The organism is Kitasatospora phosalacinea (genome assembly GCF_000717185.1).
GTDB lineage: Bacteria > Actinomycetota > Actinomycetes > Streptomycetales > Streptomycetaceae > Kitasatospora > Kitasatospora phosalacinea_A.
Map to the genome: position 1 here is coordinate 165090 of NZ_JNYE01000002.1, position 25826 is coordinate 190915.

The 25826-nt window shown below is 74.2% G+C and carries 25 protein-coding genes; 12 read left to right on the forward strand and 13 right to left on the reverse strand.

Annotated elements, in window-relative coordinates:
- Positions 1-278: 278 nt before the first annotated feature.
- Complete coding sequence (locus tag OO57_RS01815; RefSeq protein ID WP_033250407.1) at positions 279-542, forward strand: helix-turn-helix domain-containing protein; 264 nt, start codon at positions 279-281, stop codon at positions 540-542.
- A 96-nt stretch (positions 543-638) separates the two neighbouring features.
- Here OO57_RS01815 and OO57_RS01820 read toward each other — a convergent pair whose 3' ends face one another.
- From OO57_RS01820 to pdhA, 3 genes are read right to left on the reverse strand one after another with little or no spacing between them, the layout of a single operon-like run.
- A complete protein-coding gene (locus OO57_RS01820) occupies positions 639-2069 on the reverse strand; it encodes a dihydrolipoamide acetyltransferase family protein (protein ID WP_033250408.1) in 1431 nt (476 codons plus the stop codon).
- Positions 2070-2082: 13 nt separating this feature from the next.
- Positions 2083-3057, reverse strand: coding sequence for an alpha-ketoacid dehydrogenase subunit beta (locus tag OO57_RS01825; protein WP_033250409.1), 975 nt, complete (start codon positions 3055-3057; stop codon positions 2083-2085).
- Positions 3057-4208 (reverse strand): pyruvate dehydrogenase (acetyl-transferring) E1 component subunit alpha, encoded by a 1152-nt coding sequence (gene pdhA / locus OO57_RS01830; protein WP_033250410.1) that lies wholly within the window; start codon positions 4206-4208, stop codon positions 3057-3059. The genes OO57_RS01825 and pdhA overlap by 1 nt, the downstream gene beginning before the upstream one ends.
- 313 nt (positions 4209-4521) lie before the next feature.
- On the opposite strand from pdhA, the gene OO57_RS01835 reads away from it, so the two are divergent.
- Complete coding sequence (locus tag OO57_RS01835) at positions 4522-5181, forward strand: response regulator (protein ID WP_033250411.1); 660 nt, start codon at positions 4522-4524, stop codon at positions 5179-5181.
- Between the two features lie 58 nt (positions 5182-5239).
- On the forward strand, positions 5240-6325 hold the full coding sequence (locus OO57_RS01840) for a phosphotransferase enzyme family protein (protein WP_033250412.1): 1086 nt from the start codon (positions 5240-5242) through the stop codon (positions 6323-6325).
- A gap of 14 nt (positions 6326-6339) precedes the next feature.
- Here OO57_RS01840 and OO57_RS01845 read toward each other — a convergent pair whose 3' ends face one another.
- From OO57_RS01845 to OO57_RS01855, 3 genes are all read right to left on the reverse strand, one after another.
- The gene (locus tag OO57_RS01845) at positions 6340-8043 is read right to left on the reverse strand and encodes a protein kinase domain-containing protein (protein WP_033250413.1); all 1704 of its coding nucleotides are present in this window, start codon (positions 8041-8043) and stop codon (positions 6340-6342) included.
- 178 nt (positions 8044-8221) lie between these two features.
- A complete protein-coding gene (locus tag OO57_RS01850) occupies positions 8222-9511 on the reverse strand; it encodes a protein kinase domain-containing protein (protein WP_033250414.1) in 1290 nt (429 codons plus the stop codon).
- Between the two features lie 107 nt (positions 9512-9618).
- A complete protein-coding gene (locus OO57_RS01855) occupies positions 9619-10236 on the reverse strand; it encodes a bacterial proteasome activator family protein (protein WP_418909864.1) in 618 nt (205 codons plus the stop codon).
- 157 nt (positions 10237-10393) lie between these two features.
- Between OO57_RS01855 and OO57_RS01860 the strand changes: the two genes are divergently transcribed.
- The gene (locus OO57_RS01860) at positions 10394-11620 is read left to right on the forward strand and encodes an RNA-guided endonuclease InsQ/TnpB family protein (protein ID WP_033250415.1); all 1227 of its coding nucleotides are present in this window, start codon (positions 10394-10396) and stop codon (positions 11618-11620) included.
- 118 nt (positions 11621-11738) lie between these two features.
- Here the strand turns inward: OO57_RS01860 and OO57_RS01865 are convergent, their stop codons facing one another.
- From OO57_RS01865 to OO57_RS01880, 4 genes are all read right to left on the reverse strand, one after another.
- Positions 11739-12797 (reverse strand): hypothetical protein, encoded by a 1059-nt coding sequence (locus OO57_RS01865; protein WP_033250416.1) that lies wholly within the window; start codon positions 12795-12797, stop codon positions 11739-11741.
- 184 nt (positions 12798-12981) lie between these two features.
- Positions 12982-13221, reverse strand: a complete 240-nt coding sequence (locus OO57_RS01870) for a DUF6059 family protein (protein ID WP_033250417.1) — start codon at positions 13219-13221, stop codon at positions 12982-12984.
- A 22-nt stretch (positions 13222-13243) separates the two neighbouring features.
- Positions 13244-14005, reverse strand: coding sequence for an SDR family NAD(P)-dependent oxidoreductase (locus OO57_RS01875; RefSeq protein WP_033250418.1), 762 nt, complete (start codon positions 14003-14005; stop codon positions 13244-13246).
- Positions 14006-14018: 13 nt separating this feature from the next.
- Complete coding sequence (locus tag OO57_RS01880; protein ID WP_051776360.1) at positions 14019-15671, reverse strand: FAD-dependent monooxygenase; 1653 nt, start codon at positions 15669-15671, stop codon at positions 14019-14021.
- Between the two features lie 376 nt (positions 15672-16047).
- Between OO57_RS01880 and OO57_RS01885 the strand changes: the two genes are divergently transcribed.
- Positions 16048-17541, forward strand: coding sequence for an MDR family MFS transporter (locus OO57_RS01885; protein WP_051776362.1), 1494 nt, complete (start codon positions 16048-16050; stop codon positions 17539-17541).
- On the opposite strand, the gene OO57_RS39050 is transcribed toward OO57_RS01885, so the two are convergent.
- Entirely contained in the window at positions 17471-18280 is an 810-nt protein-coding gene (locus OO57_RS39050; protein WP_051776364.1) for a 4'-phosphopantetheinyl transferase superfamily protein, read from the reverse strand. The two genes, OO57_RS01885 and OO57_RS39050, sit on opposite strands and share 71 nt — an antisense overlap.
- Positions 18264-18713 (reverse strand): nuclear transport factor 2 family protein, encoded by a 450-nt coding sequence (locus OO57_RS01895; protein WP_033250420.1) that lies wholly within the window; start codon positions 18711-18713, stop codon positions 18264-18266. Before OO57_RS01895 ends, OO57_RS39050 begins: the two co-directional genes overlap by 17 nt.
- Positions 18714-18917: 204 nt before the next feature.
- Between OO57_RS01895 and OO57_RS01900 the strand changes: the two genes are divergently transcribed.
- The 7 genes from OO57_RS01900 (at position 18918) to OO57_RS01930 (ending at position 25583) form a co-directional block, all read left to right on the forward strand.
- The gene (locus tag OO57_RS01900) at positions 18918-19700 is read left to right on the forward strand and encodes an SDR family NAD(P)-dependent oxidoreductase (protein WP_033250421.1); all 783 of its coding nucleotides are present in this window, start codon (positions 18918-18920) and stop codon (positions 19698-19700) included.
- 56 nt (positions 19701-19756) lie between these two features.
- A complete protein-coding gene (locus OO57_RS01905) occupies positions 19757-20731 on the forward strand; it encodes an aromatase/cyclase (RefSeq protein ID WP_051776367.1) in 975 nt (324 codons plus the stop codon).
- Entirely contained in the window at positions 20724-22316 is a 1593-nt protein-coding gene (locus OO57_RS01910) for a class I adenylate-forming enzyme family protein (protein WP_051776369.1), read from the forward strand. The genes OO57_RS01905 and OO57_RS01910 overlap by 8 nt, the downstream gene beginning before the upstream one ends.
- 38 nt (positions 22317-22354) lie before the next feature.
- Positions 22355-22657, forward strand: coding sequence for an antibiotic biosynthesis monooxygenase family protein (locus OO57_RS43470; RefSeq protein WP_051776372.1), 303 nt, complete (start codon positions 22355-22357; stop codon positions 22655-22657).
- Positions 22658-22670: 13 nt separating this feature from the next.
- Positions 22671-23438 carry an SDR family NAD(P)-dependent oxidoreductase gene (locus tag OO57_RS01920; protein ID WP_033250422.1) on the forward strand — a complete coding sequence of 256 codons (768 nt, stop codon included), beginning with the start codon at positions 22671-22673 and terminating at the stop codon, positions 23436-23438.
- Positions 23439-23570: 132 nt separating this feature from the next.
- The gene (locus OO57_RS01925) at positions 23571-24794 is read left to right on the forward strand and encodes an FAD-dependent monooxygenase (RefSeq protein WP_033250423.1); all 1224 of its coding nucleotides are present in this window, start codon (positions 23571-23573) and stop codon (positions 24792-24794) included.
- 18 nt (positions 24795-24812) lie between these two features.
- Positions 24813-25583: a cyclase family protein gene (locus OO57_RS01930; RefSeq protein ID WP_033250424.1), complete on the forward strand. Its 771-nt coding sequence runs from the start codon at positions 24813-24815 to the stop codon at positions 25581-25583.
- Positions 25584-25699: 116 nt separating this feature from the next.
- Here OO57_RS01930 and OO57_RS47300 read toward each other — a convergent pair.
- On the reverse strand, positions 25700-25826 hold a 127-nt coding region (locus OO57_RS47300; RefSeq protein ID WP_158714996.1), incomplete at its 5' end, for a hypothetical protein.

Here is a 25826-nt window from a genome sequence, read left to right on the forward strand (position 1 = left end):
ACCAGTCGGCATACGCGGGGGTCCTCGCTGCGACGGCCGCCCGGCCTGGCTGCGCGGGCGGCTTGGTCGCACACACGTACCCATCGCGGGCCCGGCCCGGGCGGGGGCGGCGCGAAACTCCCTCGGGCGGCCCAATGCCGGACACGCCCGGACGGCCCCGGCCGGACCACCGCCAGAACTCCCAATTCCGCATGCTCTCACCCGAGTTGGAACGCCGAACGGCTCCCGGCCGGACGGGATACGCTGCCGAACGGGGGAACGACAGGGGGGACGAGGCCGTGGAGACCCGACGGGAGAACGACCCGCGCGAGACGTTCGGCCGGGCGCTGCGCGCGCACCGGCAGGGCGCCCGGCTGACCCAGGAGGAGCTGGCCGCCCGGGCCGGGCTCGGCATCCGCACCCTGTCCGACCTCGAACGCGGCGTGGCCGGGCCGCGCCCCGCCACCGCCGCCCTGCTCTGCACCGCCCTCGGCCTCGGCCGCCCCGCCGCCGAGGGCTTCCACGCCCTGGCCGGCGCCAGCTGGCGCTCCGCCCGGCCCTGAGCCCGTCGGCCGCCGCGCCCGGCCCCGGGCGCACCGGGGCCCCGCTCCGGCGTGCTGCGGAGCGGGGCCCGGCGGGGTCCTGCGGGCGGGGCGGCGTCAGCCCCAGGTGATCAGGCGCTTCGGGTGCTCCAGGATCGCGGCGGTGTCCGCCAGCACCTTGGAGCCCAGCTCGCCGTCGACCAGCCGGTGGTCGAAGGAGAGCGCCAGCGTGGTGACCTGGCGGGGCACCACCTTGCCCTTGTGCACCCAGGGCAGCTCCCGGACCGCGCCGAAGGCCAGGATGGCGGCCTCGCCGGGGTTGAGGATCGGGGTGCCGGTGTCGACGCCGAACACGCCGACGTTGGTGATGGTGATGCTGCCGCCCGACATGTCCGCCGGCGAGGTCCTCCCCTGCCGCGCGGTCTCCACCAGCTCGCCGAGGGCGACCGCCAGCTGGGAGAGGGTGCGGGAGCCCGCGTCCTTGATGTTCGGGACGATCAGGCCGCGCGGGGTGGCCGCGGCGATGCCGAGGTTGACCGCGCCCCGCAGGACGATCTCCTGGGCCGCCTCGTCCCAGCTGGCGTTGATCTCCGGGTGCCGCTTGACGGCGGTGAGCAGCGCCTTGGCGACCAGCAGCAGCGGGCTGACCCGCACCCCGGCGCCGAGTTCGCCGCTCTCCTTGAGCCTGCGCACCAGCTTCATCGTCCGGGTCACGTCGACCTGGACGAACTCGGTGACGTGCGGCGCGGTGAACGCGGAGGCGACCATCGCCTGCGCGGTGGCCTTGCGCACGCCCTTCACCGGCACCCGGACGTCCCCGGCCGCGTTCGGCACCGGCAGCGCGGGCGCCGCCTCGACGACCGGCTCCGCGGCGGGCGCCGCCACCGGCTCGACGACCGCCCCGGCGGCGGTGCTCGCCGCGGCGTGCACGTCCTCGCGGGTGATCACGCCGTTCGGGCCGGTCGGCACCACGGCGTGCAGGTCGATCCCGAGGTCCTTGGCGAGCTTGCGCACCGGCGGCTTGGCCAGCGGGCGCTCCCCCGCCCCGGCCGGAACGACCGGAGCCGCCGGGGCTACCGGAGCCGCCGGGGCTGCGGGAGCCGCCGGCGCGGCAGGTACGGCCGCAGCCGGTGCGACGGCGGCCGCCGCCCCGTTGGTGCGGCGGGCCCGGCGCTGCACCGAGCCGGTGCGCGGCCCGTAGCCGACCAGCACCTCGCGCCGCTCCGGCTCCGCCCCGGCGGGCGCAGCGGCGGCGGGTGCGGCGGCAGGCGCGGCGGCGGCGGGCGCGGCGCCCGCGACGGCCACCGCGATGATCGACGTGCCGACGTCGACGGTGGCGCCCGCCGGGAAGTGCAGCGCCTCGACCACGCCGGTGAACGGGATCGGCAGCTCGACGGCGGCCTTGGCGGTCTCCACCTCGCAGACCACCTGCCCGTCGGTGACGGTGTCGCCGGGCTTCACGTACCAGGTGAGGATCTCGGCCTCGGTGAGGCCCTCGCCCACGTCGGGCATCTTGAACTCGCGGAGCGAGTGAACGTCAGTGGTCATCTCGTCCCCCGGATCAGAACGCGAGCGCGCGGTCGACGGCGTCGAGCACCCGGTCCAGGTCGGGGAGGTAGGTCTCCTCGACGCGCGACGGCGGGTACGGGGCGTGGTAGCCGCCGACCCGCAGGATCGGCGCCTCCAGGTGGTAGAAGCAGCGTTCGGTGAGCCGGGCGGCGAGCTCGGCGCCGAGGCCGAGGAAGACCGGGGCCTCGTGCACGACGATGCCGCGGCCGGTGCGCTTGACGGACTCCTCCAGGGTGGCGAAGTCGACCGGCGACAGCGAGCGCAGGTCGACCACCTCCAGTCGGCGGCCGTCCTCCTCGGCGGCCTGGGCGGCCTCCTGGCAGACCTTGACCATCGGGCCGTACGCGATCAGCGTGGCGTCGGTGCCGGGCCGGACGACGCGCGCCGAGTGCAGCGGCAGCATCGGGTCCTCGCCGACCTCGCCCTTGTCCCAGTAGCGGCGCTTGGGCTCCAGGAAGACCACCGGGTCGTCCGACTCGATGGCCTGGCGCAGCATCCAGTGCGCGTCGTGCGGGTTGGACGGGCTGACCACCCGCAGGCCGGCGGTGTGCGCGAAGTACGCCTCGTGCGACTCGCTGTGGTGCTCGACCGCGCCGATGCCGCCGCCGAACGGGATGCGCACGGTGATCGGCATCTTGACGTGGCCGAGCGCCCGGGCGTGCATCTTGGCGAGCTGGGAGACGATCTGGTCGAAGGCCGGGTAGACGAAGCCGTCGAACTGGATCTCCACCACCGGGCGGTAGCCGCGCAGCGCGAGGCCGATCGCGGTGCCGACGATGCCGGACTCGGCGAGCGGGGTGTCGATGACCCGGTCGTCGCCGAAGTCCTTCTGCAGGCCGTCGGTGATCCGGAAGACGCCGCCGAGCTTCCCGATGTCCTCGCCCATCAGGACGGTCTTCGGGTCGCTCTCCAGCGACTTGCGCAGCGCCTCGTTGAGCGCCTTGGCGATGCTGAGCTGGCCTGCCATCAGTGGTGCTCCCCACCCTCGAAGGAGGCGGCGTACGCCTCGTACTCGGCGCGTTCCTCGTCGACCAGCGGGTGCGGCTCGCTGTAGGCGTGCTCGAAGATCAGGGTCGGGTCCGGGTCGGGCATCGAGCGGACGCCCTCCCGCACGCGCAGGCCCAGCTTCTCGCTCTCGGCCTCGACCCCGGCGAAGAACGCCTCGTCGGCGAGGCCCTCCTTCTCCAGGTGGGCCTTCAGCCGGAGGATCGGGTCCTTGGCCTTCCAGGCCTCGGTCTCCTCGGTCTGCCGGTAGCGGGTCGGGTCGTCGGAGGTGGTGTGCGCGCCCATCCGGTAGGTGAACGCCTCGACCAGGACCGGGCCCTGGCCGGTGCGGGCGTGGTCGAGCGCCCAGCGGGTGACCGCGAGGACGGCGAGCACGTCGTTGCCGTCGACCCGGACGCCGGGGAAGCCGAAGCCGGAGGCGCGGCGGTACAGCGGGATGCGGGTCTGCAGGGTGGTGGGCTCGGAGATCGCCCACTGGTTGTTCTGGCAGAAGAACACCACCGGCGAGTTGTAGACCGAGGCGAAGGTGAAGGCCTCGTTGACGTCGCCCTGGCTGGAGGCGCCGTCGCCGAAGTAGGCGATCACCGCGTCGTCCGCGCCGTCCTTGGTGATGCCCATCGCGTAGCCGGTGGCGTGCAGGGTCTGCGCGCCGATCACGATGGTGTAGAGGTGGAAGTTCTTCTCGTTCGGGTCCCAGCCGCCGTTGTTCACGCCGCGGAACATGCCGAGCAGGTTCAGCGGGTCGACGTCGCGGCACCAGGCCACGCCGTGCTCGCGGTAGGTGGGGAAGGCGTGGTCGCCGGTGCGCATCGCGCGCCCGGAGCCGACCTGGGCCGCCTCCTGCCCCAGCAGCGAGGCCCACAGGCCGAGTTCGCCCTGGCGCTGGAGCGAGGTCGCCTCCGCGTCGAAGCGCCGCACCAGGACGAGGTCCCGGTAGAGCGAGCGCAGCTCCTCGGGCGTCACGGTCAGCGGGAACTCCGGGTGCTCGACCCGGTCGCCCTCGGGGGTCAGCAGCTGGACGAGCTCCGGCTCGGCGCCGACGCCGGCCCGGGCGGGGTCAGGGACGCCGGGGGCGGCCTTCTTGCGCGCCCTCGACGTGCTTTTGACGGTCACGTTCACTCCTCGGTCTGTCCGGCCGCCCGGGGTCGCCGGTGGCCGGTCCGGATCGCCCTTCCGGCCGGCGCGCTTGGGTGTGCGCACCAGTGCGGGCGGGCGGTGTTCCCTTTCCGACGGCGTCCCTCACGAGAACGTTACCCAGCGACGCCCCTCGGCGCCTTTGCGCTAGGACGTCCTAGTTGTTCTCCCGTAGGGAAACCGGCGGTGTGACGCGGCTTACCCGTTCCGGTCAGGACACCAGCGCACGGTATCCGGGCACGGGCCGCTGCGAAAGGGGGTAACCGGCATCGATTTGTGCGACGCTTTGCAAATGACTGATAACGGACATATCAGGGTGTTTCTCCTTGATGATCACGAAGTGGTCCGGCGCGGCGTGCACGACCTGCTCTCCATGGAGGGCGACATCGAGGTGGTGGGCGAGGCCGGGACGGCCGCCGAGGCGCTCAACCGCATCCCCGCGGTCCACCCGGACGTGGCCGTGCTCGACGTCCGGTTGCCCGACGGCAACGGCGTCGAGGTGTGCCGCGAGATCCGTTCCCAGGACCCCTCGGTGAAATGCCTGATGCTCACCTCCTTCTCCGACGACGAGGCGCTCTTCGACTCGATCATGGCGGGGGCCTCCGGATATGTCCTGAAAGCGATCCGCGGAACCGACCTGCTCTCCGCGGTGCGCGATGTCGCGGCCGGCAAATCCCTGCTCGACCCGGTGGCCACCAGCCGGGTGCTGGCCCGGCTGCGCGACGGCGGCGAGAAGGAGGACGAGCGGACCGCGCAGTTGACGAAGCAGGAGCGCCGGATCCTCGACCTGATCGGCGAGGGGATGACCAACCGGCAGATCGGCAACGAGCTGCACCTGGCCGAGAAGACGGTGAAGAACTACGTCAGCAGCATGCTCGCCAAGATGGGCATGGAGCGCCGCACCCAGGCCGCCGCCTACGTGGCCCGCCGCCAGGCCGACCAGCACCACTGAGAGCAGATTCGCACACGCTGTGTCAAGCAGCCATCACGCCGAGTAATACGCTCGGTGCGTGACGGACGGACAGACCCTCTCCCTCGCGCCGGCCCGCCCGGACGCCACCGCTCCCCCCGTCGGAACCCTCAGCCCCCCGGTCGCGCACGCCGCCGTGGCCGGGGTCCTGCGCGCCTACCGCACGCCACCGCCCACGGTGGTCGTCCCGGTCGCGGAGGGCCTGCTCAACCGGGGCTACCGGGTCACCACCGGGGACGGCGACTACTTCCTCAAGTGCTACGTCGACCCGGCCACCGCCCACCGGCCCGCGATCACCGCCCAGCACCGCGCCACCGCCGCGCTGGCCGCCCGCGGCCTCCCGGTGCCCGCCCCGCTCGCCGACCGGGACGGCCGCACCGTCACCGCGCACGGCGGACGGCTGTTCGCGCTCTACCCGTGGGTGGCCGGAAACCACCGGCACGGCACCGAGCTCGACCCCGCCCGGTGCGGCGGGCTCGGCACCCTGCTCGGCACCCTGCACGGCGCACTGGCCGAGGTCTGCGCCCCGCTGCGGCAGCCCGCCGGGGTGCTCAGCGCCGACGCCGCGGAGACCGCGCTGATCGTCGCCGAACTCCGCGCCCTGGCCCGCGCCCACCGCCCCTACGACGCCTTCGACCGGCACGTCGAGGAGCACCTCGCCCAGCGCCTGGACCTGCTCGCCGCCCACCGCCACCGCCGCCCCGGCCCCGCCGACGCCCCGCCCACCGGCTGGACCCACGGCGACTTCCACGGCCTGAACCTGCTGCACCGCGACGGCGCCGTCAGCGCCGTCCTGGACTGGGACAAGCTCGCCCCGCACCCGGTCGCCGAGGAGGCCGTCCGGGCCGCCACCCTGCTGTTCAACGACCGCACCACCGGCGTCCTCGACCTGCCCCGGGTCCGCCACTGGGCCCGCGCCTACCGCGCCACCGGCGCCGCGGACGCCGAACAGGTCGCCCGCGCCGTCCACCGGGTCTGGTGGGAACGGCTGAACGACCTGTGGATGCTGCAGTGGCGCTACCAGCGCCGCGACCACCGCGCCGACCCGCTGTTCCCGGCCGCGGCCGAGCAGCTGACCTGGTGGTGCCAGGAGTACGAGCAGGTCATGGACGCCTTCGCGAACTGACCTGCCCGCGGCGGCTACTGGCGGTGGATCAGGTTGTCCGGAAGCGACGCCTGGGTGGGCGGCACCCCGCCCGTGGAGGCGCTCGGGCTGGCCGGCACGGAGTTGCTGGCACTCGCGGTCGCGGTCCCCGACGCCGAGCTGCTCGCCGACGGCGAGCGCGAGGTGCCGGTCGAGGCCGAGGCGGACGGGCTGGCCGAGCGGGAGGCGGTCGGCGGGGGCGTGCTGCTCGGCGTCTCCGGCTGGTGGGTGCTGCTCGGGGTGCGGGTCGGCGCCGCCGTGGTGGGCCGCTCGACCGGCTCGTCGGTGGTCGGGGCGGTGGCGGTCTGCACCGGCGCCGTCGGCTTCTCGTCCTTCGGGTCCGGGCCGTGGTCGTTGGCCGTCAGCGCCAGCGCGACCCCGATGGTGGCGGCGAGCACCAGCGCGACCACGCCCAGCACCCAGCCCCACGGGTTGCGCCGGTGCGGCTTCCCGGGCTCCCCGCCGTCCCCGTCCTCGCCGCCGCCCGCCCCGGTCACGGCCGGGTAGGGCTGGCCGGGCGTCCGGTACGCCGAGGTGACCTGGTACGGCATCGCCTCGGTGGGGTCGGCGCCGCCCGCCACCGGGTTCAGCGGCTCGGTGAGCGAGGCGGAGCCGACCGGCGGGGTCTGCTCCCAGGCCCCGGCCGCGGCGGCGGCCGCCAGGCCCGCGGCGCCCGCCGGGTAGCCCGCGCCGGCCGCGCCGTGCATCTGCCGCAGCGCGTGCTGCACGTGGGCGCGGAACTCGTCGGCGCTCTGGAAGCGGTCGTCCGGGTTCTTCTCCAGCGCCCGCATCACCAGCGCGTCCAGCTGCGGCGGCACCCGGTCGTTGACCCGGGACGGCGGCACCGGCGCGTCCTGGACGTGCTGGTAGACCACCGAGAGCGGCGTCTCGCCGACGAACGGCGGCCGCAGGGTGAGGAGTTCGTACAGCATGCAGCCGGCCGCGTACAGGTCGGAGCGGTGGTCGACGGCCTTGCCGAGGGCCTGCTCGGGCGACAGGTACTGCGGGGTGCCCATCACCATGCCGGTCTGCGTCATGGTGGTGGCGCCGCCGGCCAGCGCCCGGGCGATGCCGAAGTCCATCACCTTGACCGCGCCGGTGGTGGTGATGATGACGTTGGCGGGCTTGATGTCGCGGTGCACGATGCCGTGCCGGTGGCTGTAGGCCAGCGCCTCCAGCACCCCGGCGGTGATGATCAGCGCCTGGTCGACCGGCGGCGCCTCCTCGTCCACCAGCAGCTCGCGCACGGTGCGGCCCTCGACCAGCTCCATCACGATGTACGGGGTGGACTCCCCGCCGTGCTGCTCCTCGCCGGTGTCGTAGACCGCGACGATCGAGTGGTGGTTGAGCGCGGCGACGGCGTGCGCCTCGCGGGTGAAGCGCAGCCGGGCGGTGTCGTCCTCGGCGAGCTCCGAGCGCAGCAGCTTGACGGCGACGGTGCGGCCCAGCCTGATGTCCTGGGCGGCGAACACCTCGGCCATCCCGCCGCGGCCCAGCCGCCGGGTCAGCCGGTAGCGGCCCTCACCGACCGTGGGGAACGGAACGGCGCTGCCGCGTCCGGGAGTTCGGGCCCCGGCCGGGAAGACCTCGGTGGGTCCGGTGGCCTCCTCGGGCCGCCCCGCGTCCCCGCCCCGGGCGTCCCCGCCCGGCACGTCCCGCCGCTGGTCCCCGCCGTCGTCCGGTCGTTCGCTCTGACCCATCGCTCCTCGCCCCGGGCACCCGCTCGGCGCGCGCTCGCCCTGTCGGTTCTTCCCCAGCACGCTACCGTCTCGTGCCCTCCGGCGTGGAACGGGAGGACGCGCGCGGGGGTCGGATCGGGCGCTGCGCGCCCGCCGGGGAAGCGGGTTCGAGTAGCGTGTCGAGCGACTGCGCCCGGCGTCAGTTGTTCGCGCTGGCCACCACGACGATCAGGATGATGAACGCCAGCAGCAGCACGCCCGCGATCACGCAGATCACGATCGCCGCGGTCGAGCAGCCGTTGCGCCCGCTCGCCGCCGGGGCCGGGTACGGCATCGGCGCCGGGGCGTGCGCCTGCGCCGGGAACGGCGCCGTGGTGGCCTGCGGGAACGGCTGCTGGAAGCCCGGCTGCGGGAACGGCGGCGGCGTCTGCGCGACCTGCGGGAACGGCGGCGGCGTCTGCGCCGCGTACGGCGGCGGGGTCGGCGGGCCGGGCACCGGCTGGTACGGCTGCTGCACCGGCGGGAAGTTGGTCAGCGACGGCGCGGCGTGCACCGAGCGCGGGCCCTCGCCGATCACCAGCGGGGTGGACGCCTGCAACGGCGTGTTGCCGCCGCCCTGCTCCCCCGCCAGGACCCGCTCCAGCTCCTCGCGCATCGCCTCCGCGGTCGGGAACCGGTGCGCCGGGTCCTTCCGCAGCGCCCGCTCCACCAGCGCGTCGATCGCGGGGGTGACCGCCCGGTTCAGCGTGGACGGCGCGGGCGGGGTCTCCTGCACGTGCTTGTACGCGATCGAGAACGCCGAGTCGCCGTCGAACGGCAGCTGCCCGCTGAGCAGTTCGAACAGCATGCAGCCGACCGAGTACAGGTCGGACCGGGCGTCCACGCTCTTGCCGAGCGCCTGCTCCGGCGACAGGTACTGCGGGGTGCCGACCACCATGCCGGTCTGCGTCATCGAGGTGACGCCGGACTGCAGGGCGCGCGCGATGCCGAAGTCCATCACCTTGACGACGCCCTTGGCGGACACCATCACGTTGGCCGGCTTGATGTCGCGGTGCACCAACCCCTGGTCGTGCGAGGCCTCCAGGGCCGCCAGCACCGCACCGGTGATCTTCAGCGCCTGCTCGTTGGGCATCGCGCCGAGCGCGGTGACCTGCTCGTCCAGCACGTCCTTGAGCGAACGGCCCTCGACGAACTCCATCACGATGTACGGCGTGGTCGACCCGTCCGGCGCGACGTCCTCGCCGGAGTCGAACACCGAGACGATGTTGGTGTGCTGGAGCCGCGCCACCGCCTGCGCCTCGCGCCGGAACCGCTCCTTGAACGAGGCCTCCCGGCCCAGCTCGGTGTGCAGCGTCTTCACCGCGACCTGACGGTCCAGCACCGTGTCGTAGGCGAGGTGGACGGACGCCATGCCGCCCTGCCCGAGCAGCCGCTGCAGCACGTACCGGCCGTTCCCGAGCGAGTGCCCCTCGGTGGTGCCCTCTGTCATCGTCCCAGCTCCCCCTCGGCGCGCGCGGTACTACTCCGGACACCGGTCAGGGTAGCGGTTCGGGGCCGCGCCGAAACGCGGCCCCCGCAAGGCCACCGTGGGTAGGGCTACAGGTACGGACCGGAACGGATCCCGCGGCCCGGGCCCTCCTCCAGGTCGCCCTCCGCGCCGTGCAGACCGGGGGGCAGCGCCCGCCGCATCTGCTCCAACTGGGCCCGCGCCGCCATCTGCTGGGCGAACAGCGCGGTCTGGATGCCGTGGAACAGGCCCTCCAGCCAGCCCACCAACTGCGCCTGGGCGATCCGCAGTTCGGCCTCGGTCGGGATGGTGTCGTCGGCGAACGGCAGCGACAGCCGCTCCAGCTCCTCGACCAGCTCCGGGGCCAGGCCCAGCTCCAGCTCCTTGATCGAGCTGGCGTGGATGTCCTTCAACCGCGCCCGGCTCGCCTCGTCGAGGGGCGCCGCCCGCACCTCCTCCAGCAGCTGCTTGATCATGCTGCCGATCCGCATCACCTTCGCCGGCTGCTCGACCATCTCGGTCACCGGCAGCTCGCGCGGCTCGTCCTCCTCGCCGCCCCGCCCGAGCCCGCCGGCCGGCGCGGTGCCCACCGCCATCCCGTCCGGCCCGACGATCAGCACCTTCGGACTGTCCTCTGACCTCCCGCCCGACGCCTGTGACGCCTGGTAGGAATCCTGCTGCGACCGCTCGTTCATCGGGTTGGTCATAGCTCCTTCATCCCGTGCCTTCAAGGAAACCCCGTCCTTCAGGGCGGGGAGGAATTGGACCTCTGGTGGAGCGGGGCAGCGGGCTGCGTTTCGCCGTCGGGCGGGCCGCGGTGCTCCGACCAGGAGATTTCATCCTTACATGCTGCCGCGCTAAATTTTGAGCGTGACCACTTGCCCGGTGAAGCGGGCGTTCAAGTTCCGCTTCTATCCGACGGATGCGCAGGCGGCCGAGCTGTCGCGCACCTTCGGGTGTGTGCGCAAGGTCTACAATATGGCGTTGCAGGCACGTACGGAGGCGTGGTCGCTGCGCCGGGAACGGGTCAACTACAACGCCACCAGCGCGATGCTGACGACGTGGAAGAGAACCGGGGAACTGGCCTACCTCTCCGAGGTCTCGTCGGTTCCGCTGCAGCAGGCGCTTCGACACCTGCAGGGGGCGTTCGCCAACTTCTTCGGCAAGCGTACGAAGTACCCGAGGTTCAAGTCCCGCAAGAAGTCTCGCGACTGTGCCGAGTACACGTCCTCCGCGTTCCGCTACCGGGACGGTGCCCTGACGCTGGCGAAGATGGCGGAGCCGCTGGACATCGTGTGGTCACGTCCGCTGCCCGCCGGGGCGCAGCCGTCCACCGTCACCGTGTCGCAGGACGCTTCGGGGCGCTGGTTCGTCTCTCTGCTGTGCGAGGACCGACCCTCGATGCCCGAGGCCGTGAACGCGGCGGTGGGAATCGATGCCGGGCTCACCAGCCTGGTGACGCTCTCCACTGGGGAGAAGGTCACCAACCCGAAGTTCGAGCGCGCCGACCGCGAACGCCTGGCCAGAGCCCAGCGGAACCTCGCCCGCAAGGCCGAGGGGTCGAAGAACCGGGAGAAGGCCCGGATCAAGGCGGCCCGCGTGCACGCGCGAATCGCCGACCGGCGGCAGGACTTCCTGCACAAACTGACCACTCGACTCGTCCGTGAGAACCAAACGGTCGTGATCGAGGACCTGACCGTCCGCAACATGCTCAAGAACCGCAAGCTGTCGCGGGCGATCTCGGACGCCTCGTGGACCGAACTGCGGTCCATGCTGGAGTACAAGGCCGACTGGTACGGACGTGATCTGATCACCGTCGACCGGTGGTTCCCCAGCTCCAAGCTCTGCTCCGCCTGCGGAACCGTCCGCGGCACGATGCCGCTGAACGTCCGTGAGTGGACCTGCGACTGCGGCGCTTCCCATGACCGGGACGTCAACGCGGCACGCAACATCCTGGCCGCCGGGCTGGCGGCAGCAGCCTGTGGAGACGGTGTAAGACCTCGACGGAGCACTCCGGGCGGGCAGTCGTCGACGAAGCAGGAAGAAGTCCCGCCGCCGCGCACGCGCGCAGCGGCTCAGCCGCGAGGCTGAGGGGAACCCCGCTCTTTCCGGGCGGGAGGAAGCCACATGCTTCGTCCACCACGGTGGCCAACGAAGCCGACCCGCCGATCGTCCCATCCGGCCCCGCCCGGCCCGGGCCCGGCTCGCGCTAGTGACGGCGCAGCCTCAGCCCGATCAGGCCCAGGCCCAGGCCCATCAGCCCCAGGCCGACGCCCAGCGGCAGCTGCCGGACGGACGGGTCGCTCCAGTGGTGCAGCGGCGGCACCACCGGCACCACCGGGCCCACCGCCAGCACCTCGCCCGCCGCCGCGGACTCCTCCGCGGCCGCGCCCGCGCCCGCGCCCGGACCCGCCGGGCCGCCCGGCTCGACGCCCGGGCCGGAGCCCGCTTCCGTGCTCGGGCTCGCGTCCGTGCTCGGCGGGGCGGTGGCCGCGCCCCCGTCCTCGCCCGTCCCCCAGCCGGGCGCCCCCGGCTCCGGCGCCCCGAGCTGCCCGCCGTCCGTCCCGTCCGCGCCGTCCGCACCCGGCATCCACGGCCCCGCCGGGAACAGCGGCACCACCGGCTGCTGGTGCCGCCCGTGCCCGGGACCTGCGGGCGGCTCCCCGGCCGGGTCGGAGGACGCCGAAGGCGCGGGGGAAGGGGAGGGGGAAGGAGAAGGAGACGGAGACGGGGACGGTTCCGGCGTCTCCGACGGCTCCGGCGACTCAGCTGGTTCCGGTGACTCCGACGGCTCCGGCGACGACGTGGGCTGTGCGGGTTGCGCGGACTGCGCGGGCTCGGCCGGAGCGGACGGGAGCGGCGGGGCGACCGGCGAGGCGGCCGCCCGGGTGGCGGTGGCGGTGGCGGTGGCCGGGACCGACGGCACCGCCGCCCCGGATATCGCGCCGTCGGACAGTGCGCCGTCGGACAGTGCGCCGTCGGACTGCGGGCCGTCGGGCTGCGGGCCGGTCGGCAGCGGGCTCCCCGGTAGTGCGGTGGCCCCCGCCGCGAGCCCCGCCACCTGCTGCCGCGCCGCGTCCAGCTGGGCCCGCGCCTGCTGCCGGGCGGTGTCCAGCTGCGTCTGGGCCTGCTGCCGGGCGGCGGTCGCCGGATCGACGGCCAGGGCCGGGACGGCCAGGAGCAGCGGCACCGCCGCGCCGGTCAGCGCCGCCCAGCGGCGCAGCGCGAGCGGACGGGCGGCGGGCACGGAGCGGCGGCGAGCGAGCATGGAAGCAGGTCCTCCCGACGGCCGCCGCAGGAGGGTGCGGGCGGAGGCGGAACAGCTTGTGACCAGACTCACATACTCGGACACTCCGGGCATTTCGACCGCCGACCCGACTGCTCACCGCCCGCCGGGAGCTGCCCGTCGGCCGCTGCCCGTCGGCCGCTGCCCGCCGCTCGCCGCTCGCCGCTCACTTCACCAGGCGCTCGTTCAACTCGGCCCAGACCCGGTTCTCCTCACGGCTCAGCCGCACCGCGCCCTGCCGGTCGGGGTGCCCCGGCGGCGGGCCGGTCGGCGGCTCCTCCTCCGGCGCCGGGGAGACCTCCTGCCCGGGCAGCCAGACGGCGTGCAGGGTTGGGCTGAAGAACAGGCCCAGCCACCCCAGCGCGACGACCGTGCGGCGCAGCACCGCCCGCAGGATCCTCCACACCCCTCGTACTCCTCTCATCTCGTCAGCGGCCACCGGCGACGACGAGCTCCTCGCCGGTGATGTTGCCGTTCGCCGCCGAGCCCAGGAACAGGGCGGCGGCCGCGACGTCCTCCGGGCGGTTGAGGGCGCCGCTCGGGGTGACGGCCCGCTCGCCCGCCCGGAGGTCCTCGGGGAGGGCCGCCCGGACCTCGGGGGTCAGGGTCAGGCCGGGGCTGACCAGGTTCACCAGCACGCCGGTGCCGTGCAGGTCCCAGACCAGGCTGCGGGCGAAGCCGTGCAGGCCGCTCTTGACGGTGCCGTAGTACTCGCGTCCGGGCTTGCCGAGCCGGGCCACCACGGAGGAGACCAGGACGACCCGGCCCCAGCCGCGGCGGCGCATCGCGGGCAGCACCAGCTGCACCGTCCGCAGCGTCCCGACCGTGTTCTGCTCGACGAAGGGGGCCCACTCGGCCGGGTCGTGGTCCTCGAACCGGGCCCCGCGCGGGCGCAGCGCCCCCGGCATCATCGCGTTGGCGACCAGGACGTCCACGCCGCCCCAGCGCTCCTCGACCTCGGCGACCGCCCGGTCCGGCGAGTCCGGCTCGCCGAGGCGGTAGCGGACGGCCAGGGCCCGGTCGTCCGCCGCGCCGAGCTCCTCGGCGAGCGCCTGCGCCGCGGCCCGGTCGCTGCCGTAGCCGATCGCGACGCGGGCGCCCTCGGCGGCGAAGGCCCGGGCGGTCGCGTTGCCGATGCCGCGGGTGGCACCGGTGACGAGGACGGTGCGCCCGGCGAGTCCGAAGTCCATCTCTGCTCCTGGGTCAGTGGGCGCGGGTGTCGGCGCCGGTGTCGGAGAGCGGGTCGGTGACCAGCCCGGCGGTGGCCGCGGTCAGCGCGGTGGCGAGCAGGGCCGTCTCCGCGGCCCGGCCGCGGGCCGAGACGTAGCCGTCGGGCCGGACGAGCACCCAGTCGCCCGCGGTGGTGAGGCCGAGGCGGCGGCGCAGCGCGCCGTCCGGGTCGGGCAGTGCGGCCGGGCCGGTGGCCGGGTCGTCGACCGTGCGCACCGCGAGCCAGTCGCCGAGGCGCTTCTCCAGCCCGGCGAGGGTGCCGTCGAGGGCGGAGCGGCCGCCGCCGACCAGCAGCTTCCAGCCGACCGTGCGCAGGTCCTCGGCCAGTGCGGCGAAGCCGGGCCGGGCGAGGTCCGCCTCGGTCAGTTCGGAGAGCCGGCGGCCGGGGGCCGGGCCGTCGCCGCCGGGCGCGGTCGCCGGGTGGCTGAGCGCGCTGTCGGCGTAGCTGAGGTCGAGCGCCGACATCGCCCGCATGATCTTCCGGGAGACCTTCGAGCGGAGCGCGGAGAAGGTGGTGACCACCTTGAACATCACCGGCAGCACGATCGCCGCGACCGGGTGCTTGAGCTGGATCAGCTGGGTCGCGCGGTTGGTGGAGCCGAGCAGGGCGGCGCCGACCGGCACCCGCTCCTGCGAGTAGGTGTCCAGCAGCGCCTCGGCGGCCTCGCCGCGGGTCACCGCGGCGAGCTTCCAGGCGAGGTTGTAGGCGTCCTGGAGGCCGGTGTTCATGCCCTGGCCGGAGGCCGGGCTGTGCACGTGGGCCGCGTCGCCGGCCACCAGGCAGCGGCCGGAGCGCATCGAGCGGATCATCCGCTGCTGGATGGTGAAGACGGACACCCAGGTCGGCCGCTCGACCCGGACCGGCCGGCCGACGCCGAGCGAGAGCCGCTCGGCGAAGCGCTCGCCGACCGCGTCGGCGTCCCCGTCGTAGGAGGCGTCGGCGGTGTCCAGCAGGCGCCACTTGCCCTGCTCCGGGAAGGGCACGGCCATCAGCGAGCCGTAGCGGGTGCGCAGCCAGTGAATGGAGCGGTCGTCCAAGTCGGTGTCGAGCACGGCGTCGGCGATCAGCCAGGTCTCGCTGGAGTCGCCGACCAGGGTCAGGCCCAGCAGTTTGCGCACCGTGCTGTGGCCGCCGTCGCAGCCGACCAGCCAGGGCACCCGCACGGTTTCCCGGGTGCCGTCGGCGCGGCCGAGGACGGCGGTGGCGCCGTCGGCGTCGTGCTCCAGGGATTCCAGCCGGGTGCCCCATTCCACCTCGACGCCGAGCCGGGAGACCGCGTCCCGCAGCACCCGTTCGGTAATGGCTTGGTCAACCATCACGGTCATCGGGTAACGGGTCGTCAGCTGCGAGTAGTCCGCGTCCAGCGCGGCGAGTTTCCGGCCGTTCTGGTGGAGCGTGAACTTCTGGACTTTCCGGCCTTTCGGCATCAGGTCCGGAAGGATTCCCATCTGGTCGTAGATTTCGAGGGTGCGGGCGTGGGTGGCCAGGGCCCGGCTGGTCGGCGCCGGGCCCGCGGCGGCGTCGACCAGCCGCACCGGGACGCCGCGCCGCAGCAGTTCGTGAGTCAGGGTGAGCCCGGACGGCCCGGCCCCGACGACCATGACGTGCACTGGTTCTGTGGACATCGCTCGCCTTCTCGCTGCGGCGCCGCACCGGTGCGCGACGGCTTCTCCGACCTACCCGCGGCGAGCCTGCCGGGCGCCGCTAGAAGTCCGCTCGAAACCGCCTCCAGACCGGCCGGAACCCCCCTCCGCCGGGCCCCGGCGGGGGCGGTGGCGGGGCCCGGCGGGAAAAGGCCGGATTCGTCGCGGATTCCCCGGGGAGGGGAATGCGGCCCTCCTCAACCGGAGGGCCGGTGCGCTACAGTGACGCGACATCAGCCCGCTATCAGGCGGACGTTCCGCAGAATAAGCCGGGCACACCACCGTAAATGCGGCGGAACGGAATTCGCCGCGTTTCCGTCACGGAGCGGAGCACCGCATGGCCGCCAATCAGTCACGCGTGAACCCGAAACCGGCAGGACCCGGCGACGACGAGGACGCCGGGGCCGCGCCGGAGGCGTTACCGCGCTCCCTGCTCGTGCTGGGCGCGGCCGTCAGCCTCGGCGTCGTCATGTCGACCCTGGACACCACCATCGTCTCGGTCGGGCTCCGGTCGATGGGCGAGGAGCTGGCCGCCCCGCTGTCCACCGTCCAGTGGGTGACCACCAGCTACCTGCTCGCCTTCTCGATGGTCATACCCCTGGTCGGCTGGGGGGTGTCCCGCTTCGGCGCGCGCCGGATGTGGCTCTCCTCGCTGACCGTGTTCGTGGTCGGCTCGGCGCTGTGCGGCCTCGCCTGGTCGGCCGAGTCGCTGATCGCCTTCCGCGCCCTCCAGGGCCTCGGCGGCGGCATGCTGCTGCCGCTCTCGCAGACCATCCTGGCGCGCGCCGCCGGTCCGAAGCTGATGGGCCGGGTGATGGGCATGGCCGCCGTCCCGGGCATGCTCTCGCCGGTGTTCGGCCCGCTGCTCGGCGGGCTGATCGTCGACCACCTCGACTGGTCCTGGCTGTTCTACGTCAACCTGCCGCTCGGCGCGGTCGCGCTGGGCCTCGCGGCGAAGCTGCTGCCCCGCGGCGAGCCCACCACCCGCGCCCCGCTGGACGTGCTGTCGGTGCTGCTGCTCTCCCCCGGCCTCGCCGTCCTCACCCTCGGCTTCCTGGACGCCGGCGGGCCGAGCGGCTTCTCCTCGACCCGCGCCGAGGCCGAACTCGCCGTCGGCGCCCTGATGCTCGGCGCCTTCGTGCTGCACGCGCTGCGCCGCCGCAACACCGCGCCGCTGGTCGACCTGCGGCTGTTCCGGCACCGCGCGGTGGCCGCCTCCGCGGCCACCTCCTTCCTGCTCGGCGCCTCGCTGTTCGGCGCGCTCTTCCTCTTCCCCCTCTACCAGCAGCTGCTGCGCGGCCAGGACGCCATGGCGGCCGGCCTGCTGCTCGCCCCGCAGGGCCTCGGCGCCGTGCTGATCGCCCCCCGGGCGGGCCGGCTCACCGACCGCTACGGCGCGGGCAAGGTCGTGCCGGTCGGCATGGTGCTGGCCCTGCTGGGCACCCTGCCGTACGCCTTCGTGGAGTCCGACACCTCCGAGGTGTGGCTCGGCGGGGTGCTGCTGGTGCGCGGCCTCGGGCTCGGCGCCACCTTCATCCCGACCCTGGTCGCCGCGTACCACGGCCTCGACCGGGCGCAGTTCCCCAACGCCACCAGCATCGTCAACATCTCGCAGCGGGTGGGCGGTTCGATCGGCACCGCGCTGCTCTCCCTGGTGCTGCAGCGCAGCTACCAGCAGCAGGCCGGTCCGGGCGCCGTGGTGACCGAGGTGCAGGCGGGCACGCACGCCGCCGAGCAGCTGGTGCCCGCCTTCGGCAGCGCGTTCTGGTGGACGCTGGGCTTCAGCGCCCTGGCCCTGCTGCCGGCCCTGGCCCTGCCCAGGCGCCCCGCCGGGACGGCCTCGCACCACTGACGGGCGCACGACGGCGCGGGTCGGCGGACGGTCTCCCGTCCGCCGACCCGCGCGGTGCTGCTCCCGGAGCGCGGACCCCTCCCGTCCGCGCGGCGGCGAACAGGTGCAGGTCCGTCCTGGTGAGGGCCACCCGGGCGGTGGTGCCCGCGACGGCCGCGGTGAACCGGCCGGGGCCCGCGGGGCGCAGCAGGACCGCCGAGAGCGGCAGCCCCCGCTGGAGCTCCGCGGGCAGCGCCTTGTAGACGGCCTCCTTGGCGCAGAGCAGGGCCAGGGCGGCGGCCCGCGGATCGGGTCCGGCGAGGACGCGGTCGCGGGCCGCCCGGTGGCAGATCGAGGTCAGCAGGTCCTCGGGGCGCAGCCGCCGGTCGGCCCGTTCGACGTCGACGCCGAGCAGCGGGCCGTCCGCCGGGCCGACCGCGCACACCGCGAGGTCCCCGGTGTGGCCGATCGAGCCGTGCACCCCCGCGGGCCAGCACGGACGCCCCCGGGAGCCGGGGGCGGGCCAGCCGTCCCGGCCGAGCCGGGCGAGGGCGAGCGAGGCCGCCAGCCGACCCGCCGTCCAGGTGCGCAGCCGGCCGGGTCGCGCCCCGGCCGGGGCCTGGGCCCGCACGGCGGGCGGCAGCCGGGCCGGGTCCGCCGCGCGCACCCGCACGGCGGCGACCTCCACCCGCGCGGGCCGGAAGAGCCCGGCGAGGGCTCCGGCCGACACGGGGTCGTACGGGTCAGGCCAGGTCGTCACGCTTGACCTGGCGGTCGCGGACCAGCCAGCCGCCGTTCTCGCCGCGCACCAGCACGTCCCGGCAGGTGGTGCTCAGGTGGACCTGCGGGCTGCCGCCCAGCGGGGTGTTGACGATCAGGGCGTAGCTCAGCGCGACGACGGAGCCGTCCTCCTGCGGCCGGACGTCCAGCATGCCCAGCCAGTGCCGGACCTGGATGCCCTCCTCGGCGCGCTGCGCGGCGGCCTTGGCGGCGGCCGTGCGGATGGTCTCCCGGCCCCGGGCGGGCTCCGGGTGGGCGTTCGCCGCGAACACCCCGTCCTCGGTGAAGGTCTCGGCCCAGGCGTCGGCCTCGCCGTCGTCGAGCAGGTGCATCTGCCACGCGTAGAACTGCTGGACCTCGGCCTGCAGGGCGGCGTCGGCCGCGGAGGACGCGGGGCTGCTGGTGAAAGACATGTGGGAACTCCCTCTGCCGGAACGGCACGGGTGACGGATGTCGGCGCGCCGGCCCAAGGCTCCCGCCGCGGCCTAGAGACCACCTTGAGTACGGCTGGTGGACGCGGACTCCAGCCCGCTTCGAGAGCGCCTTGAGGAGCGGTCGCCAGGGTTGCGGCGAGAACGCGGCAGGGTGCCGCGTCTGACGACCGAGAGGTGGATCCGATGGCCGACAGCAGCCCGCACGTGCTGGTCACCGGGGCGACCAGCGGCATCGGCCGCGCCGTCGCCGAGGAGTTCGGCCGGTCGGGGGCGCGGGTGTTCCTGTGCGCCCGTTCCGCCGAGGACGTCGCCGGTGCGGTGAAGGAGCTCCGGGACGCGGGCGTCCAGGCGGCCGGAACGGCCTGCGACGTCCGCGAGCTCGCGGACCTGCGGTCCCTGGTGGAGCAGGCGGTCGCCCAGTGGGGCCCGGTCGACGTCCTGGTGAACAACGCCGGCCGCAGCGGCGGCGGCCCCACCGCGGAACTCGCCGACGAGCTCTGGGACGACGTCATCGCCACCAACCTGACCAGCGTCTTCCGGCTCACCCGGGAGGTCCTGACCGCCGGGGGCATGCTCGCCGCGGGCTCCGGACGGATCATCAACATCGCGTCCACCGGCGGCAAGCAGGGCGTCGTGATGGCCGCCCCGTACTCCTCGTCGAAGCACGGCGTGATCGGCTTCACCAAGGCCCTGGGCCTCGAACTCGCCAAGTCCGGCATCACCGTGAACGCGGTCTGCCCCGGCTACGTCGAGACCCCGATGGCGGAGCGGGTCCGCCAGGGCTACGCCGCCGCCTGGGACACCACCACCGACGACATCCTGCAGCGCTTCCAGGCGAAGATCCCGCTCGGCCGCTACAGCACCCCGCAGGAGGTCGCCGGGATGGTGGCGTACCTGGCCACCCCGACGGCGGCGTCGATCACCGCGCAGGCGATCAACGTCTGCGGCGGCCTCGGCAACTACTGATGCCCCCGTGCCGCCGCCCGGCGGCGGCACCCCCACCCACCAGGAAGGAGCCGGACATGGAACCATCGACCGGCGGCACCGCCGCGGCGCACCACACCGAGCACCGGATCGAGGTGGCCGCACCGCTGGACACCGTGTACGCCCTCGTCGCCGACGTCACCGGCTGGCCCCGGGTCTTCGGGCCCACCGTCCACGCCGAGCAGCTGGAACTGGACGGCGGCACCGAGCGCATCCGGCTCTGGGCCACGGCCAACGGCGCGGTGAAGACCTGGGTGTCCCGCCGCGAACTCGACCCCGGGGCGCACCGCATCGCGTTCCGCCAGGAGGTCTCCCAGTCGCCGGTCGCCTCGATGGGCGGCGAGTGGATCCTCGAAGCGCTGCCCGACGGGCGCACCTCCGTCCTGCTGACCCACGACTACACGGCCGTGGACGACGTCCCGGACGCCGAGCAGTGGATCGCGCAGGCCGTCGACCGCAACAGCAACGCCGAGCTCGCGGCCCTGCGCGGCGCCGCCGAGGGCGCGGCGGGCGCCGCCGACCCGGAGGGCCTGGAACTGACCTTCGCCGACACGGTGGAGATCGACGGCCCGGCCGAGGCCGTCCGCGAGTTCCTGTACCGGGCCGAGGAGTGGGAGAAGCGGCTGCCGCACGTCTCCCGAGTCGTGCTGCGCGAGGACACCCCGGGCCTGCAGCACCTGGAGATGGACACCACCGCCAAGGACGGCAGCACCCACACCACGGCCTCCGTCCGGGTCGCCCTGGCCGACGGCCGGCTGGTCTACAAGCAGCTCGTGCTGCCGCCGCTGCTCAGCCTGCACCTGGGCTGCTGGACGCTCACCCCCACCCCGCAGGGCACCGTCGCCGCCACCTCCGAGCACACGATCCGGATCAACCCGGAGCGGCTCGCCCTGCTCGGCGAGGGCACCACCGTCGCGGACGCCAAGGCGTACGTGCGCACCGCCCTCGGCACCAACAGCACCGCCACCCTGATGCACGCGAAGGCGCACGCGGAGGGCACCGCCCGTGACTGACCCGAACGGCCGGCCCAGCATCGTCTTCCCCGAGGGGCCCGCGGACGCCATGCTCGCCGCGAGCGCGGCCAACCACCCGGCCCGGACCGCCATCCGGGCCGGTGCCCGGCGGATCTCCTACGGCGTGCTCGACACCATGGTCAGCCGCTGCGCCATCCTGCTGCGCGGCCACGTCGACCGGCCCGGCACCGTGGTGGCGCTGACCTCGCTGCTCTCGCCCGACTTCGTCGTCGGCTACTACGGCGTGCTGCGCAGCGGCAACACCGCCGCCCCGATCAACCCGTTCCTGCGCGAGGAGCAACTGGCGCACGTCCTGGGCGATTCGGGCACCGAGATCGCCCTGGTGGACGCCGCCACCGCCGCCCGCATCCACGCCGTCCGCGACCGCCTCCCGGCGCTGCGGGAGATCGTGGTGCTCGGGCCGCGCCCGGCCGGCGCCGAGCGGATCGGCCGCACCCTGCGCGAGGTCCTCGCGGAGATCGGCACGGTCGCGCCCGGCGACGGGCCGGCGAAGTCCGCGGCCGGCCCGGACGACCTGGCCTGCCTGCACTTCACCAGCGGCACCACCGGGGCGCCGAAGACGGTGATGCTCAGCCACCGCAACGTCACCGTCAACGCGGCGCAGGTCGCGCAGGCCCACCGGATCTCCGGCGGGTCGGTGGTCCTCAACCACCTGCCGACCTTCCACCCCATGCACATGAACTCGGCGATCCTCGCCGGTGCCACCCAGCTGCTCTGCGCCGCCCCCGACCCCGCCGCCTCGGTGGGGCTCGCCAACGAGTACGGGGCCACGCACTACTACAGCCTGCCCCCGCGGCTGGCCGCGCTGGCCGGTTCGGACCGGCTGCCGGAGCTCCGGCTGGAGACCGTGCGGGTGATCGCCTCCGGCGGCTCCGCACTGCCCGCCGCGGCCGCCCACCGCCTCGCCGAGCACTTCGGCGTCCCGGTGATCCAGGGCTACGGCCTGGCCGAGACCTCGCCGCTCACCCACTCCGACGACCTGTCGGACTGGCTCCCGGGCACGGTCGGCCGCACGGTCGCCGACACCGAGTGCCGGATCGTCGACGTCGACACCCGGGCGGTGCTGGACACCGGCTGCGCCGGCGAGGTCCAGGTCCGCGGGCCGCAGGTGATGCTCGGCTACGCCGGCGAGTCGGTGCCCAGCAGCATCGACGACCAGGGCTGGTTCTCCACCGGCGACGTCGGCCAGATCGGCGCCGACGGCCGCCTCACCCTGATCGACCGGCTCAAGGACGTCTTCAAGCGGGACAACTGGCTGGTCTCGCCGACCGCCGTGGAACGGGTCGTCGGCAACCACCCCGACGTGCGCGAGTGCGTCGTCCTGGACCACCCGGACCCGAGCTGCGGGGCGGTCGCCACCGCGTTCGTCGTCCTCACCGAGCAGGCGGCCGCCGATCCGGAGCGCGCGCTCAAGGCCGTGGCCGCCGAGGCCAACGCCACGATGCCGTACTACCAGCACCTCGAACACCTGGAGGCGGTGGAGTCGATCCCCCGCTCGCCCAACGGAAAGGTGCCGCGCAGGGAGCTGCGCGCCCGCATGGCAGAGCTGCTGCGGCAGCGCTGAACCGCACGTCCCGTCCGAATCCACCCAGGAGGTACCCCGTGATCAACTTCATCACCACCTTCACGCTCAGGGGCGACGACGCCGAGGCCTTCGAGCAGCTCTTCAAGGAGCACACCGAGTTCATGTCCGCGCAGCCCGGCTTCCTCGGCTTCCGGATGCTCAAGTCGCTCTCCAAGCCGGGCAGTTACGTCAACGTCGGCGTGTGGGCCGACGGCGCCGCCCACCGCGCCGCCGTCAGCACCCCCGAGTTCACCAGCCACGTCCGGGCGATGAGCCCCTACGTGGAGGTGACGGCCGACCTCTACACCGAGATCGCCTCGCACACCCCGACCGCCGACTGATCCCGGGGCCCCGATGAACCAGGACATCAAGCCGATGCCCGGGTTGGAGGGGAGGGTGGCCCTGGTGACCGGGGCCACCCGCGGCCTCGGTCTGGCCATCGCCCGCAAGCTGTGCGCCTCGGGCTGCCACGTGCTGGTCAACCATCGCGGGCCCCGGTCCGCGGCGGACGACGCCCTCGCGGCCCTGGCGGGCCTGGCGGGCACGGCCGAACCGGCCCCGGCCGACCTCACCCGGCCCGCCGAGGTCCGGGCGCTGCTCGCCCGCGCGGGCGAGCGGCACGGCCGGCTCGACCTGCTGGTGCACAACGCGGCCAGTTGGCACCCCGGTTCGGCCCTCGGGGTGGCGGCCCGGCCGCTGCGCCAGGACCTGACCACCGCGCTCGCCCCGCTGCTCGCCGCCGCCCCGCTGCTGCCCGGGCTGATGGGCGAGCGGGGCGGGCGGGTGGTCGCGATCTCCAGCTCGGGGGCGCGCAGCGCCGTTCCCGGCTACGTGAACGCGGGCCTCGCCAAGGCTGCGCTGGAGAGCCTGGTGCGCTACCTGGCGGCGGAGCTGGCGGGCCGCCGGATCACCGTGAACGCGATCTCCACCGCCAAGATCGACAAGGGGGAGTCGACCGGCAACCCCGCCATGCTGAAGGTCCTCGCCGAACGCACCCCCGCGGGCCGGCTGACCACCCCGGCGGACGTCGCCGACGCGGTCGCCCTGCTCTGCGCGGACGAGGCGGCCTGGATCCACGGGCAGACCCTCACCGTCGACGGCGGCCTGGGCCTCATGCCCTGAACCACCCCGGGCACGGCACCCCGTCCCGCGGCGCGGGGTCCCCGGTCCACGACCGGGGACCCCGCGCCGCTCTTCCACCCGCCCCGGACGGGACCGGCCCGGCCGACCGGCGACATCCCGAGAGAGGCACCCGTGCACACAAGCACAGCGGACATCTGCGTGGTGGGCGGTGGCCCGGCCGGGCTCACCCTGGCCCTCCTGCTGCTCAAATCCGGCGTCTCCGTCACCCTGCTGGAGAAGTCCCGCTCCACGGACCGCAGTTACCGGGGCGAGATCCTGCAGCCCGGCGGCATGGCCGTCCTCGACGAACTCGGCGTGCTGGACGCCGCCCGCAAGCGCGGCTGCCACCCGCACGAGCGCTTCCAACTCGTCAGCCGCGACCGGGTGCTGCTCGACGTGGACTACCGCCGCCTGCCCGACCCGTACAACTGCCTGCTCAGCCTGCCCCAGCCGCACCTGCTGGACACCCTGCTGGACGCCTGCCTCGCCCACGAGGGCTTCCGCCACCTGCCCGGCACCCGGGCCACCGAACTGCTCACCCGGGACGGCGCGGTGTGCGGCGTCCGCGGCAGCGGCCCCGACGGCGAGCAGGAGGTCCGGGCACAGTGCGTGGTCGGCGCCGACGGCCGCTACTCCAAGGTCCGCCGGCTGGCGGGCATCGACGCGGCCCGGGTGGAGTCCTTCACCCAGGACGTGCTCTGGTTCAAGCTGCCGGTGGCCGAGGCGCAGCCCGACGCCGTCCAGGTCTACCGCTCCGGCGGGAACCCGATGCTCGTCTACCACTCCCACCCGAACCAGGTGCAGTTCGGCTGGACCCTGCCGCACGGCGGCTACCGCGCCCTCGCCGAACGGGGCGTCGAGCACGTCCGCGACCAGATCGCGCTGGCCGTGCCGCAGTACGCCGACGCCGTCCGCGAGCGGATCACCCGGCTCTCCGACCTCAGCCTGCTGGACGTCTTCTCCGGCCAGGCGACGACGTGGGCCGCCGACGGCCTCGTGCTGATCGGCGACAGCGCCCACACCCACGGGCCGATCGGCGCCCAGGGCATCAACCTCGCCGTCCAGGACGCCGCCCTGCTCCACCCCGTCCTGCTCGACGCCCTGCACGCCCGGGACACCGGCGCCGCCCGGCTCGCCCGGTTCGAGCGGGAACGCCGCCCGGACATCGTGGCGGCGCTCAAACTGCAGGCCCTGCAGGGCCGGGCGATGCTCTCCAGCAACCCCGTCGCCGACACCGTCCGCCCGGTGCTCGCCCGGGCGGTCTCCCGCACCCCGCTCTACCACGCGCTGCTGCGCCGGATCGCCTACGGCCGGCAGCCCGTCCGGGTGCACACCGACCGCTTCACCACGACCTGACCTGACGAGAGGCCCGAGATGCGCCTGCTGGACCTGTCCTCACCGATCGACGCCGGGTTCTGGGAGCCCGACCCGGTCGTCCACACCGTGATGTCGGCGGCCGAAGGGGCCCGGCACATGGCGTCCGAGATGAAGGAGCACTTCGACCTGGACTTCCCGGTGGAGACCCTGCCGGGCGGCGAGTTCCTCACCAACGACACCGTCACCCTCACCACCCACACCGGCACCCACGTCGACGCGCCCTCGCACTACGGCACGGCCTCCTACGGGCAGGCCCGGCACATCGACCAGATGCCGCTGGAGTGGTTCCACCGGCCCGCGCTGGTGGTCGACGTCCGGGACGTCGGCACCGGCACCATCAGCGCCGAACGCCTCAAGGAGGGCTTCGACCGAATCGGGCGCACGCCCGAGGAGCTCGACATCGTCATCCTGCACACCGGCGCCTCGGCGTACGTCGGCACGCCCCGCTACTTCACCGAGTTCGCCGGCCTCGACCGGTCCGGCATCACCTACCTGCTGGACCTCGGCGTGCGGGTGATCGGCACCGACGCCTTCAGCCTGGACGCGCCCTTCACCCACATCATCGACGCGTACCGCAGGACGGGGGACCGCGACGTGCTGTGGCCCGCCCACTTCGCCGGCCGGGAGCGCGAGTACTGCCAGATCGAGCGCCTCGCCCACCTGGACGAACTGCCCGCCCCGCACGGCTTCCACCTCACCTGCTTCCCCGTCAAGCTCGCCGGTGGCGGCGCCGGGTGGGCCCGGGCCGTGGCGATGATCGAGGACTGACACCGCCTCCGGAGGGTTCCGGAGAACAGCGATCCCGCCCGGCCGTTCGGCCGGGCGGGATCGTCGTTCCCGGGGTGCTGCCACCGGGGTGCTGCCACCGGGGTGCTGCTACCGGGTCAGGACGCGAACACCTCGTCCACGACCGCCTGCTGTTCGGCGGCGTGGCGCTTGGCGGAGCCGACGGCGGGGGCGGAGGAGGCGGGGCGGGCGACGCGGCGCAGGCGGGCGTTGCCGCCGGTGCGG

Coding starts and splice junctions, on each gene's coding strand:
- OO57_RS01820 (WP_033250408.1), bottom strand. CDS start 2,069: ATGACCACTGACGTTCACTCGCTCCGCGAGTTCAAGATGCCCGACGTG.
- OO57_RS01825 (WP_033250409.1), bottom strand. CDS start 3,057: ATGGCAGGCCAGCTCAGCATCGCCAAGGCGCTCAACGAGGCGCTGCGC.
- OO57_RS01835 (WP_033250411.1), top strand. CDS start 4,522: ATGACTGATAACGGACATATCAGGGTGTTTCTCCTTGATGATCACGAA.
- OO57_RS01845 (WP_033250413.1), bottom strand. CDS start 8,043: ATGGGTCAGAGCGAACGACCGGACGACGGCGGGGACCAGCGGCGGGAC.
- OO57_RS01850 (WP_033250414.1), bottom strand. CDS start 9,511: ATGACAGAGGGCACCACCGAGGGGCACTCGCTCGGGAACGGCCGGTAC.
- OO57_RS01855 (WP_418909864.1), bottom strand. CDS start 10,236: ATGACCAACCCGATGAACGAGCGGTCGCAGCAGGATTCCTACCAGGCG.
- OO57_RS01865 (WP_033250416.1), bottom strand. CDS start 12,797: ATGCTCGCTCGCCGCCGCTCCGTGCCCGCCGCCCGTCCGCTCGCGCTG.
- OO57_RS01875 (WP_033250418.1), bottom strand. CDS start 14,005: ATGGACTTCGGACTCGCCGGGCGCACCGTCCTCGTCACCGGTGCCACC.
- OO57_RS01880 (WP_051776360.1), bottom strand. CDS start 15,671: ATGTCCACAGAACCAGTGCACGTCATGGTCGTCGGGGCCGGGCCGTCC.
- OO57_RS01895 (WP_033250420.1), bottom strand. CDS start 18,713: ATGTCTTTCACCAGCAGCCCCGCGTCCTCCGCGGCCGACGCCGCCCTG.
- OO57_RS01900 (WP_033250421.1), top strand. CDS start 18,918: ATGGCCGACAGCAGCCCGCACGTGCTGGTCACCGGGGCGACCAGCGGC.
- OO57_RS01905 (WP_051776367.1), top strand. CDS start 19,757: ATGGAACCATCGACCGGCGGCACCGCCGCGGCGCACCACACCGAGCAC.
- OO57_RS01920 (WP_033250422.1), top strand. CDS start 22,671: ATGAACCAGGACATCAAGCCGATGCCCGGGTTGGAGGGGAGGGTGGCC.
- OO57_RS01930 (WP_033250424.1), top strand. CDS start 24,813: ATGCGCCTGCTGGACCTGTCCTCACCGATCGACGCCGGGTTCTGGGAG.